The sequence below is a fragment of the Gloeocapsa sp. PCC 7428 genome, from assembly GCF_000317555.1.
GTDB lineage: Bacteria > Cyanobacteriota > Cyanobacteriia > Cyanobacteriales > Chroococcidiopsidaceae > Chroogloeocystis.
This window is the reverse complement of record NC_019745.1, coordinates 3,261,528-3,274,085: the sequence shown is the minus strand read 5'-3', so window position 1 is coordinate 3,274,085 and position 12,558 is coordinate 3,261,528. Positions and strand designations below refer to the sequence as shown.

The window sequence follows — 12,558 nt, the reverse complement described above, 5'->3', positions numbered from 1 at the left end:
CTATTTTAATGATTTACATAACGATTGTTAAGTGATAGATTACAAATAACGAAGTTATGTTTGGCTTAATTATATTGAAACTTTATTAATTCTTGTACGTCACAACGACAGTAAGGCTTACCGTGCTGTCAACAAAATCAAACTTTGATGACTCAGGCTGCTGACGCTACTATGCCTCAATTGAATAGCAATAAATGACTTAGATTCATCATTAGCTCGTAGGTAGTTCCACCCTTCAGATGTTATGGATGAGGTTTAAAGTATGGCTTTGATTCGCGAACTAGTGCAAAAGACACTAAAAACAGGGTACTTAACGATTGAAGCAGAGGAACAACTGCGACAATTACTCACAACCCACTACGACTTAGAAGATCTCAATGCTTTTATGGCATTGCAAGAAGCCGCGATGGCTGGTAAAGTTAAGCAAGAATCGCGCGAGCGGTTTGAGTATACACCAATTGAACAATGTAGCTAATGCGATCGCCTATGAGCGCTGCGCTTTATCTAGGTGACGTTAAATTAAATTAACTCCTATAAATAAAATTAAGCTCCATAGTACTGCGCCAGGTGATAAGGCAAGCTTTATCGCAAGCGTGAATTCCTGTCATCTTCATCGTCAAACTCGTCATCCTCAAATCCCCAATCTTCATCATCCTCCTCGGTTGTATTGCGACTACCATAAGGTGGTGTAATCACGCGATAGTCAGCATCATAGACTGACTCAGTTTTACCAACACTGGTATTGCGCGGTTCGCTAGAACTGTACGAGTATACAGAACTTGATGGATTAGTTTTAGAAGAGTCTGGACTGACTTCGTAGGTTTTAGAGTTATTGATCGTCGTTTCCGGAGGAAAGTTCCCTGGTGGTGTCGGATTTTCCTCAAAGTTCCAATCTTCATCAGTGGAATTATCACTATTCCAATCATCCGTCGGATCGGTTGGTGTCGATGCTGCTGATGAATAAGTAGCACTCGCCGCTGTTGTATATTCCTGCTTGACAGTACGTTGATTGGGACGTGGTGGAGTGCGATCGCCAATACTGCGCCGCTTGACTCGACTTTGGGCAAAATAATTCGACGTTTTGAATAACCCCGCGATCAGTAACGCAGAAAGCGCCCCAGCAGCGATGCTGAGTAAAATCCAAACAGCTAATGGTAGCGCTTGCGATCGCCCACCCAAAAAGACAAGTGGTAGGACAGGGGACCAGTTTTGCAACAGTAACAAAGTTAGTCCTCCCAGCACCACCAGTAACAAAAGTAGTCGCAAAACAGGCATAGTTTTGGGGTGTTATAGCAGAGGTCAGGGTTCAGGAAATGCTACGGTTAATACAATTGAAGCAAATGATTTTGAGCTATAGATGTTCTAATTATATTGACTGTTGCTATACCATTCTATTTTCACCTCAGAAGATCGAGTTTCTCCGTACGTCTGAGTAAACGAGATCGACGCATCATGAAACCTGCTGCTTTATTCACCCCGTGACCTTTGACCTCCGAACCCTGACCCCTCTCTAATCACGTCCTTGCCATCGCTGAATCGGAATACAATCGATGTCGAGTTGATCCAACGCACGGGCAACGACAAAATCGACTAAATCTTCAACTGTTTGCGGTTTGTGATACCAAGCTGGAATCGCTGGCACAATTCTGGCACCAGCTTCAGCAAGTGTTGTTAAGTTGCGTAAGTGAATCAAGCTAAAAGGCGTTTCGCGCGGCACAAGCACTAACTTGCGTCCTTCTTTTAATTGCACATCGGATGCTCGTTCTAGCAAGTCTGAACTTAAACCAGCCGCGAGTTTGGCGACAGTACTCATACTACAGGGGATCACGACCATACCAAGGGTACGGAAGGAGCCACTTGCAATGTTAGCTCCCACATCGCCCCAATGGTGACAGCGGAGTTTCCCTTGCGCTTCCACACCAGCTTGCTGTCGCCAGAATTGCTCTTGCTGCAAAGTTTCCACGGGCATTCGAATATTTTGCTCGGCTTGCCAAACCATGTATGTTGATTTAGAAGCAACAAGCTCAACTGCATAGTCAGCCGCTAAAAGAAACTTGAGTGCGCGGACGGCATAAATTAACCCCGACGCTCCAGAAACTCCTAAAACAAGTGGTAACGTAGGTGGGTTTTGATAAATTGGTTGCGGGTTAGACACAAGATTATTGGGGTTACTCCTCATCAAGGTAAAAATCCGAATCGGAATTGAGATCTTCCTCCATATCAGAATTAAAATCGTCGTCGTTATCTTCTAGCAAACCCTCATCTGGGAGTAAATCACCTTCAACGTCACCATTGACTGTGACCAAATCAATTTGTTGGCGGTAGTAATCGACATTTTTCACTTGTACAGCAACGCGATCGCCTAAACGATAAGCGGTACGGCTTTTGCGACCAAACAGCGCTTGTTGGCGGGCGCGATACTCATACCAGTCATCTTTGAGCGAACTTACATGAACTAAGCCTTCGACGCGCAGTTGTTTACCGTTGGCATCTGGAACTGTAATTTCGACAAAAAAGCCGTAGGATTGGACTCCGGTGATCAGTCCTTGAAAAACTTCGCCAGTACGCTGTTTCATTAACTGTGCTTTTTGTAGCCCAGCGAGATCTTCTTCGGCTTCTTGAACTTCCTTTTCGCGGTCGTTGAGTTGCACGACAAGTCTAGCAAGATCCGTTTCTAACTCTTGCTGAATATCTGGCGGTAAGACATTCCAAGTAATATTACCGTGCGCCGAACTATGCCGCAGGTTTACTCGCTCTTTCGCGCGAGTCGTGCGGCGATCGCGTCCTTGCTCGAATAATATGTGTAGGACGCGTTGTAGCAGTAAATCAGCATACCGCCATAAAGGAGAATTTCCCCGCGCGTAAACTGGGAGCGCTAGACCAAAATGTGGCTGGGGTGCAACGTTGTAAACGCTTTGCTTGAGCGTAGCTTGCAAAAGATACGTGAGGACTTGCTCTGATGGCACTTGCGCGAATTGCTCGGTAAACGCTTGAAAGTCCGTTGGTGAAATCGTATCTTCTTGCTCAAGTTGCAATTCTACGCCTAAGTTGCTTGCCAACTTGATCATCTCCTGCACATCTTCCGCATCAGGAGCCGGTTGACTGCGGTAAATTGCGGGAATTTCTAAGGTTTGCAAGTGTTGGGCGATCGCCTGATTTCCTAGCAGTAGCAACTCGGTTAACAACGCTCTTACCGGTGATTCAGCTTTAACGACGCCAAGCATTCCCTCATCGTAGTGCGGATAATCGTCTTGGGGTAATTTGAGTTCAAAGCTACCGCGTTGATGTCTTTGAGTTTGGGCTGCTTGACTAATCGCCGATAGCTGGTGGATCAATTCAACAATGTTCGTTGGCAACTCGTCCACAGTCTGGCTATTCTCTTGTTGTTGACCATTCAATGCAGCTTGCTGTGCCTTGATAATGGCTTGTACTTGTTGTTCGCTGATCTGTTGGTCGATCGCAATCACCGTCGGTTGAATTTCATACTCGACGATTTGTCCTGTATTCGAGTCGAGGATCAGCAGGACAGACATTGCTAAGCGATCGCTACCTGCTACTAATGAACATCGTTCTTGGACGGCTTCGGGAAATAGTGGTAATACGGTATCGCGCAAGTAAACGCTACTACCGCGCTTAAGTGCTTCTTTATCTAACGGTGAGTCAGGTAAGATGTAATGCGCGACATCGGTTGTATGAATTCCCAAACGCCATCGTCCTTCGGACGTTTTTTCTAAAGTCAGCGCATTTTCGATACACGCAGCGTCGGCGCGATCTTGAGTTTCGATGACAATTGTGAGCAGCGATCGCAAATCGAGGCGCTGTTTAATCTCTGTCTTGGTGATTTGACTCGGTAAGTTGGCAGCTGCGGCGAGTATGCTTTCGCTAAAGCCGCGTGGTAGATCGTGCTTACAGCAAACTAAGTCAATATCCGCAGCCGCTTCGGCACTTCCACCAAGAACTTGTACTACCCTACCCAGCGGTGGTGATTGTCCTAACGGATAGCGCAAGATTTCGACATGAATCAAGTGTTCGATTGCTTCTGCTAAGTTGATATCACTTGGTACTAAGTCGATTTCAAACAATAATCGGTCATCTAAAGGTACTGCGCGAAAGCCTTTTTCGGTTTGCTTCAACCGCGCGAGTAAGCTGTGGTTTGCCCGTTCTAGAATCAAGCGTACTTCGCCTTCAGGACTGCGGCGGCGGCTACCTTCTTTTGTGAGTCGCACCAAGACGCGATCGCCATTCCACGCTGTACTGAGATGACTTTCGCGGATGTAAATATCTTCTGCGCCCTCTTCGTCTTGAATCGCAAAGCAAAATCCTTTACTCGAACAGCGGAGTTTAGCTTCAATAACTCCTTCTTCGGGTAGGCGGCGATACTTTCCACGCTCTTTAGCTAAGATGCCAATTTTTTCGAGGACTTCCAAGGCAATATGTAACTTCGTTAAACTCGTTTCTTCGAGACAATCTAATTTTTTCTCTAGTACCTTGGCAGCGACTAATTTATCATCATGAAAATTCGCAAGTAGTGTAGCGATTGAAAATTCCATTGAAAAAACCGACCTTTGGTCAAAAAATTATTTGTGTTGTCTTTGGTGTCATGTGTCGTTGCCTACACAACTGTAGTATCACTCAGGGGACTCAAGAACAAACTACAGTAGTTCTACCTCAAATTGATAAATACAGTGTCTCTACCACCTTCAGCCCAATTGCTTTTGTGGTTCTACAATCCCTCTTTATAAGGAACCGCAGGTGCGATCGCTACTTAAAGCAGGTACTTCACATATTGGATGCTACAACAATATTCTTGTTATTCACATCCGCAATACCTACAAATGACCGATCAACAGATAGCAAGCAACCCTAACTGCAACACGAGTTGGCGGTACTTGATTTAGATACAAGTCAGTGTTCGTTAGGCTGTAATTATGAATTTAATGAGACTACCACCGAACATCATTACCTTATTTGTAGAATTGGTAACACTAAATTCAGCAGTAAGCGGACACCAAGCGAGTGAACCCTACTATATTTTAAATAAGAAGCGTACTTAGGCAAAGGGTTTTTCCCCCGATCGCCCAAATAAAATAGTAAATAGGGTAATGCGTGCAGACAGTGAGCGCGGGTAAAAGAGTTAATCCAACTCCGTTTCACCGCATGAATTTACCTACAAAAATCAAACAACCCTACTTCAAGCAGTAGATTAATCATCATGTTGGCGCAATTATTTTTTGCCCGCTATCCAACGGGCAATCTTTTATCTGAATTAATCGAAATTTACCAAGGAAAATTTGTTGTCCAAGTAGCCGTGCAAATCGATGGTACAACTAGAATTACAGGCATGGCAGCCGCAGAAACCGTCGAACTTGCGGAAGATCAAGCCCGCGATCGCGCGTTACGAGTTTTGATGCAACCTGTGGCGGTGACACCCATTGAACCGAGTTCGCTACCGTCGCTTGCGGATACGACATCTCAACAACCCGAAGCGATAGAATCTGATTCATTTGCGTCACCACAACCAGCACCAGTCACAAACGTTGATTCTGAAAGCGATCGCGTCGCTTTAGACCCACCTGCGAAGGTGACAACCTCAAATTTAGACTTAGACTTAAGTTCAGACGAAAGCGACAATAAACATCGCGCTTGGAATAATGTCACACCGCTTAGTCGATCGCGTAGCCAGGATTTTCAGCTAGAAACCGCAGATGATGTCATTATGGGCAGTTCGCCGATTGATTTATCCGATGCGCTGCTCAAAATCGATGTTTTGCTCAAGCGTTTAGGCTGGAGTGCCGAACATGAAAGCGAGTATTTAGAACGAACTTACAAAAAGCGATCGCGACAATTTTTGACTGAAACCGAAGTCGTCGAATTTCAAGACTACTTAGAATTGCTTGCGAAAACAGGCGATGAAATGAAGCGTCTCAAGTGGAGTGTGCAAAAAGGAAGAGATTATCTCCTCCAAACCTACAATAAACGAAAACGTACTTCACTCACGCATCAAGAATTGCTGGAATTCCTACAATATTTAGAATTCCAGCCTTCTCCGCAAGAGTCTATCACTTAAACTAGCTAAAGACCGCTACAGGGCGATTACCAACAGCGCTACGGTTTATGACTTGATCGATTAATCCGTAGTCTTTAGCTTCGTCTGGAGACATAAAAAAGTCACGTTCGGTATCTTGCTCGATTCGCTCAATTGGTTGATCTGTGTGTGCTGCTAAATACTCGTTGAGACGCCGCTTGTGATACAAAATTTCTTTAGCTTGAATTTCGATATCGGTTGCTTGTCCTTGCGCACCTCCTAAAGGTTGGTGAATCATAATGCGGGCATTAGGCAAACTCATGCGCTTACCTTTAGTTCCTGCACTGAGTAGGAAAGCTCCCATACTCGCCGCGAGTCCTGTACAAATCGTACAAACATCAGGGCGAATGTGGTTCATCGTATCAAAAATTCCCATTCCTGCTGTCACCGAACCCCCAGGAGAGTTGATGTACAGGTAGATGTCTTTTTCGGAGTCCTCAGCATCGAGAAATAAAAGTTGGGCAACGATTAAGTTTGCCAAATTGGAATCAATTTGCTGTCCCAAAAAAATAATCCGCTCGCGCAACAATCGAGAGTAAATATCGAAAGCACGTTCGCCGCGACCTGATTGTTCAATAACAATAGGAATCATTCTAGATTTGCTCGTAATCTTAGCTTTTCTTAATTTTATCGAGAATAAGAGCGGGGAGCGAGGAAGAAAATTCTTTTCATAATGCCTCCAACACGCTGCGCTTTCCAAAACGCAACCCCTCGCAGTACGGGTAAGGCAATGCTTTACCCCTGCAAAATTGCCTGATTACGGGTAAGGCATTGCCTTACCCCTGCTTACCCTATAAACTTCGCACTTGACTTTGCTCGACTTGCTCGAATAACTCAGCTGCGGTGCGGGCGGGGGAAAGACACGCTAATCCTTGACAAACTAAGCCTACTGCTGATGTGGGTAAATCGGTTGCCACGCTGAGGACACTTGCGGGTAAATACTTGGCGAGGACAGTCTCTAACGTCGTTGACGTTGTACGCACTAGCGTACAGTTACGATACCAGTCTAAAGCGGTAAATAAACTTGGGCACGCTTGAGGGGCAGAATCCATGACGCTCGTAAAAGCTTGTAACGCTTGCTCGGCGCGATCGAGATAACTGAGCTTTTCGGTAAGTAGGGCTAACCGCACTAAATTAGCGATCGCAACTCCATTGGCTGCGGGAGTCGCATTATCGGCATAACTTCGTTCGCGGACGATCAGATCGCGACTGGCATCACTTGCGGTGTTATAGTATCCCCCTAATTCGATACTCCACAAGTATTCATCAAATTCTGCTTGGAGTGCGATCGCTTGCTCTAACCAGTGTTGCGAATTGGCGTCTTTTAGCGTCACTTGGTACAAATCTAACAAAGCTTTGATAAACAAAGCATAATCTTCTGACTGCGCAATCACGCTCGTTTGACCTTCATAATTGAGTCGATGAAAGCGTCCATCTACCTGCTGATGATTCAAAATAAAACGTGCTGATGACAGTGCAATTTCGAGATACTCGGATTTTTTGAAAACTGCGTACGCCCTTGCTAGTCCAGAAATCATCAAACTATTCCAAGCCACAATCATTTTGGTATCAGTAACAGCAGGAATTCGCCCTGACCAATTTTGAGTTTTTGCTTCTTGGTTATTTCTGGCAGGCGGAAAGACATCTAACGATTCTGGTGTGGCACCGTAGCGAACAGTAAACAGTTTAGACAACGCCTGTTCTGTGATGTCACTCAACGACCCTGGGTGTCGCCGCTGCAAGACGATTTGCCCTTCAAAATTGCCCTGTGAGGTGATAGTAAATTGTTGCTCAAGCGCAGATAATTCTTCTGATGAGAGAATTTGCTGCAATTCGCTGTAACTCCAAACGTAGAAAGCTCCCTCTTCTGGCTCAGCTTCATAGGGGCTGGTAAAACTATCCGCATCTTGTGCGGCATAGAAGTAACCTTCAGGAGCCGTCATTTCGCGTTTGAGCCATTGAACCGTTAAAGCGATCGCGCGTTCGATTGCCGGCTCTTGAACGCCGTTACTCCACAAATTCGCGAGATACTCAACAATTTGACCATTGTCGTAAAGCATCTTTTCAAAATGCGGTACAGTCCACGTCGGATCAACAGTATAGCGATGAAATCCCCCTGCAACATGGTCATAAATACCGCCCAATGCTAAATCTAAGCCTCGCTGTTGACACACTTGCGGAATATCGTAGCGCCAGGCGGAATAGTTAAACCGAGTGCCGCGTAGCGCTAACTCAGCATAGGGAATCATGGGAAACTGCGTACCGTAATCGTGCGGCGTAATCACACCTGTATTGGTTTCGATGCCTTTTTTGAGCAAGTCTTCGTCTGACTGCTGCGTTTTAGGTAATACTGCACTTTGTTGAATTGCTTCCAAAATCGCGGCTTTACGTGCAAGCAAGTCTTGTTTTTCGGTATCGTAGTAGCGGCGAATCGCTTGTAGTACTTGTAGAAAGCCTGGACGTCCGTAGCGTGGTTCAACCGGAAAATAAGTCCCGCCATAAAAGGGGACTAAATCATCAGGAGCAATAAAAATATTTAAAGGCCAGCCGCCTTGACCTACCATCATCTGTAAGGCTTGCATATAGATACTATCGAGGTCGGGGCGTTCTTCGCGGTCTACCTTGATCGGGAGGAAGTGAGCATTCATATAGTCGGCGATCGCCAAATCTGAAAATGCTTCTCCTTCCATGACCGTACACCAGTGGCAACTCGAATAGCCTATCGAGAGAAAAATTGGTTTGTTTTGTGCTTTTGCTGTTGCCAAGGCTTCATCACACCAAGTCCACCAGTCAATTGGATTTTCTGCGTGTTTGCGCAAGTAAAGGCTTTGAGCTTGGGCAAGGCGGTTAGTCATAGCGATCTAGTGCATTTGCTATCTACTGCTTAGTCTAGCGGACAGCGATCAAAGGAGTTAGTTTTGAGTGGTGAGTGATAAGTTATATAGACAACACTATTCTTCCTATGCTCCTGAAGCCCTGCTGCTCTCTTGCGTAGGTATGGGCTGACTTGGGGGAATTCGTTCAATCGAAATGAGCGATTCCATCACTGACTTGACAATAGGCGCTGCGACGGTTGAGCCATATGCAATTCCTTTTGGTTCATCGACAATAGCTAAGACGACGTAACGAGGGGATTCAATGGGCAACATCCCAACAAAACTTGTAATGACTGCACCGCGCTGGTAGCCACGACCGCCGATGTTTGCTTTTTGTGCTGTACCTGTTTTGCCACCAATGCGGTATCCTGGCACTTGTGAAGCTTTGCCGCTCCCCTCAAGAACAACAGCTTCTAGCATTTTGACAACAGTCTGGGTTGTTTGTGGCGAGAAGATTGCTTTGGGTTGTGGTAAATTAGGCTGTTGTAGCCGACCTTGGTTATCTATCAACCCGCGTACAACATGAGGTGTAACGAGTTTGCCACCATTAGCTAAAGCTGCATGGAGTTGCACCAGCTGAATGGGTGTTAATGAAAATCCTTGACCAAACGAAGTGGTTGCGGGTTCAATCGGCGAGGAAACAAACTTGGCTTGATTTTTTAGCTGACCTCGTGCTTCAAACGGGAGATCGATGCCTACGGTTTTTCCTAAGCCCAGCTTTTGCAGCCAACTATAATACACGTCGGGTTTAAGGCGTTGCATGACTTGTACCATGCCGACATTGCTGGAGTGCTGTAAAATGCCGGTAATCGATAGGGCAAGATTGTCTTCTTTTTCAGCATTGCGAATCGACCAACCACCCACTTTGATGACATCGGGATCGGGGAAAACATCGTCGGGTTTAATGACTCCTTCTTCGAGCGCGATCGCGATATTTATCGGCTTAAAGGTGGAGCCTGGTTCATAAAGATCTGCGAGTAACCAATTTCTAAAAGCGTGGGGTTCAAAGTTGAAATACTCATTAGGATTGTAAGAAGGCTCAGCAACCAAACTTAGGATCGAACCATCGTGGGCGTCCATCACAATCACGCCACCACGCTTGGCGTTGAACTTTTGCATTTGTTCGCGCAAGGCGATGCGCGTCGTGCGTTGCAGTCGAGTATCGATTGTCAGTTGCAGTTTCGTCTCATCGCGATGGACAAAGTTTTCCGGAATGCGATCGCTTAATAATACCCCGTTACCATCTTTGCGTAGCTCGAATTGTTCTGCTGAGCGTTCGAGTAGCTTTTGCTGACTATACTCTACTCCTGCTTGACCGCGATGGTCGCGATCGACGTAGCCAACAACGTCAGCAGCAACCTTCTCTTGAGGATACAACCGCGAGGACTCTTGAACCAAGTCTAAGCCATTTGCCTTCAGTCCTTTGAGCTTATCTGCAACTTCTTCGGACAAAGCTGACGCGACTCGAATACCTCGATTGCGATCGTTGTTGTAGCCATTTGTCAATAAAGTAACGAGGTCGGTTGGTGGACGATCTAGAATTGCAGCAACTTTTTTAGCGGTATCTTCTGCTTCTGAGACATTCTTAAATAACCTAGGATGCACGTACAGCGTGTACACCTGACGATCAATCGCTAACACGTTATCATTGCGGTCAACGACTTGACGGCGCGGTACAAAGGGGCGTACGTAGGTTGTTTGTTGCTGTTGCGCTCTTCTCAGTAAAGTTGAGGAATGCACAACTTGGAGATGATACAAGTTCCCCGCTAGCACTAAACCACCAGCCAGCAATACACCCCACACCAAGAGCAATCGAAAATACGGTACTGAAGAACGTTTTAGCTGTTGACTCAACGGCTTGCTTTTTTGCCGAGTTGATTGGTTCGGTGCGTCCATAGTTGCAACTCTACGACGCTTGCGGTCAAAGCTAGAGCCAGGAGGAACTGAAGTAGGCATAGGACAAGTTTTAAGTTATCAATTATACTCGAGGCGATGAGACTAGGGTAAACGGAAAATTAAGTAGGACTTACGCAAATTATGAAAAAAACGAACCACACCAGTGTAGGCTAGGACACAAAAGAATAAGAGTTTCAGCGAATGCTTACGTAAGTTCTAAACTAAGACAAACTTCTCGATGTGCTAGGTACTCGTTGTTTATCCGTCTTTAATAGCCTACAGGAGTTGTGTCATGAGAACTTTTACGAGTCATCGAAGTTGCAGAAACAATTGTTTCTACGGGGCGTGCGGGGCGCTGCGGTGCTGGTTTCAAGAAAATTGCCTGTGTGGGATCGGCAGGAAGTAAACCTGTTTCAGGTTGCTCAGCTTGCTGCGCCATTTTATTTTTCAACACTTCAATTGCTGTCGTGATCTGCCGTTCTTGACGTTGTAGATTTTCTCGCTTCTCGTATGATTGATACCACTTTCGCTGCGAATAAATTGTTCCAGTGTAAAGTGCCAATACTGTCGCGATCAAGAAAAACAGCACCACAGTAGAACTGCGTTGCAAAACGCTGAGGCGAATTAACCATAGAGGCTTTCTGGCACTAGGCAAAATCGGCACGCTAGTAGGATGGCGAGTTGTCGTTCCTTGTGGGAAATTCCCAGTCGGTCGCACTCGATCAGGAGCGCTTGTACGTGTAGCAGATGTTGATTTCAAAGCGTTTGTCCGCTGATGGTTGGTTACACTCGATTTGTAAGCAGCACGCATAGTAATTTATTGTTAAGTGGAAGCTAGTTGGGTATTAAGAGCGCTAGCTACTAAAAAGCTGCAAGTCGCCCCCATCGTATCATTTAGATAGCTTTCGTTCTAAGATTTCCGCAGCTAAGAGGTTAATGTAATAGCTACAAACATCTATTGCTCAAAGCATCTACGATGATTGCTACCTTGTCGGGCTAGAGTGTGTTTGGTAATTCGCATGTGTCAACCCGAAGCACTAACAAACAGGATAGACTTAAAGTCGCACCTGTCGAAAACCTCTGTCTTAAGAAAGAAGACGACATATCACTGAAGTGATAGGGTATCAAGCTAATACAGTCAAAATCGCACTTTTGTAAAAAAAGTCAACAAATGCGGTATCGTAATCAACTAGCAGATTATTATTTGCCGCAATTGGTGAAAGAGGAGTTATGAACAAAAAAATCCTTGGTTTTGCTTTATTTCTAGGCTTGCTCACCACCCTGGGAGCATGTGATACAACTGGTACCGGAGGTGGCGCAGACCCTGGAGCTAGCCCGACAGTATCTCCCGTAGATCCTGCCGCAACTCCAACAACATCTCCATCTCCATAGCTGTAATGCTGAGTAGTTGACATTTCACTTTTCATCAGTTCAAGCTATGTTCTCTCCTACAAAGTCAAACGTCTGTTTTCGGTAGCAGTATTTACCGCTTGCGCCTGATAACACGACTTCTTTGCAGGAGAGTATTTTTTTGAATTCATCCGCTTGCTAATTGCGGAAAAGTTGTTTGATAAAAAAAACAAACAATTTAAAGAACTCTCAATAGAAAAATTTATAAATCTTGAATCTGACCGCGGAATGCGGTGAACGCTTTTCCCCGGAGTTTAACTCCGGTGTACCGTTCACTCGGTGCGCAAAAGA

At 45.5% G+C, this 12,558-nt stretch carries 10 protein-coding genes; 3 read left to right on the top strand and 7 right to left on the bottom strand.

Translation table 11 applies throughout. The features are described 5' to 3' along the window. Positions 1–262: 262 nt before the first annotated feature. The gene (locus GLO7428_RS14355; protein ID WP_015189287.1) at positions 263–475 is read left to right on the top strand and encodes a hypothetical protein; all 213 of its coding nucleotides are present in this window, start codon (positions 263–265) and stop codon (positions 473–475) included. A gap of 107 nt (positions 476–582) precedes the next feature. Here the strand turns inward: GLO7428_RS14355 and GLO7428_RS14350 are convergent, their stop codons facing one another. The 3 genes from GLO7428_RS14350 to GLO7428_RS14340 all read right to left on the bottom strand — a co-directional run bounded on the left by GLO7428_RS14350 (position 583) and on the right by GLO7428_RS14340 (position 4,550). Next, a complete protein-coding gene (locus GLO7428_RS14350) occupies positions 583–1,275 on the bottom strand; it encodes a LapA family protein (RefSeq protein ID WP_015189286.1) in 693 nt (230 codons plus the stop codon). Between the two features lie 235 nt (positions 1,276–1,510). Continuing rightward, positions 1,511–2,179: a flavin prenyltransferase UbiX gene (locus GLO7428_RS14345; RefSeq protein WP_015189285.1), complete on the bottom strand. Its 669-nt coding sequence runs from the start codon at positions 2,177–2,179 to the stop codon at positions 1,511–1,513. Continuing rightward, entirely contained in the window at positions 2,169–4,550 is a 2,382-nt protein-coding gene (locus tag GLO7428_RS14340; RefSeq protein ID WP_015189284.1) for a ribonuclease R family protein, read from the bottom strand. Before GLO7428_RS14340 ends, GLO7428_RS14345 begins: the two co-directional genes overlap by 11 nt. Positions 4,551–5,212: 662 nt before the next feature. Between GLO7428_RS14340 and GLO7428_RS14335 the strand changes: the two genes are divergently transcribed. Further along, the gene (locus tag GLO7428_RS14335) at positions 5,213–6,067 is read left to right on the top strand and encodes a hypothetical protein (protein ID WP_015189282.1); all 855 of its coding nucleotides are present in this window, start codon (positions 5,213–5,215) and stop codon (positions 6,065–6,067) included. A gap of 1 nt (position 6,068) precedes the next feature. Here the strand turns inward: GLO7428_RS14335 and clpP are convergent, their stop codons facing one another. From clpP to GLO7428_RS27345, 4 genes are all read right to left on the bottom strand, one after another. After that, a complete protein-coding gene (gene clpP / locus GLO7428_RS14330) occupies positions 6,069–6,695 on the bottom strand; it encodes an ATP-dependent Clp endopeptidase proteolytic subunit ClpP (protein WP_255348394.1) in 627 nt (208 codons plus the stop codon). Positions 6,696–6,876: 181 nt separating this feature from the next. Beyond that, positions 6,877–8,940 carry a thioredoxin domain-containing protein gene (locus tag GLO7428_RS14325; RefSeq protein WP_015189280.1) on the bottom strand — a complete coding sequence of 688 codons (2,064 nt, stop codon included), beginning with the start codon at positions 8,938–8,940 and terminating at the stop codon, positions 6,877–6,879. A 105-nt stretch (positions 8,941–9,045) separates the two neighbouring features. Then, positions 9,046–10,917: a penicillin-binding protein 2 gene (locus GLO7428_RS14320; protein WP_015189279.1), complete on the bottom strand. Its 1,872-nt coding sequence runs from the start codon at positions 10,915–10,917 to the stop codon at positions 9,046–9,048. Positions 10,918–11,125: 208 nt separating this feature from the next. Next, entirely contained in the window at positions 11,126–11,668 is a 543-nt protein-coding gene (locus GLO7428_RS27345; protein WP_015189278.1) for a hypothetical protein, read from the bottom strand. A gap of 419 nt (positions 11,669–12,087) precedes the next feature. Between GLO7428_RS27345 and GLO7428_RS28535 the strand changes: the two genes are divergently transcribed. Then, positions 12,088–12,249 (top strand): hypothetical protein, encoded by a 162-nt coding sequence (locus GLO7428_RS28535; protein WP_196797372.1) that lies wholly within the window; start codon positions 12,088–12,090, stop codon positions 12,247–12,249. The last annotated feature ends 309 nt before the right edge of the window (positions 12,250–12,558 follow it).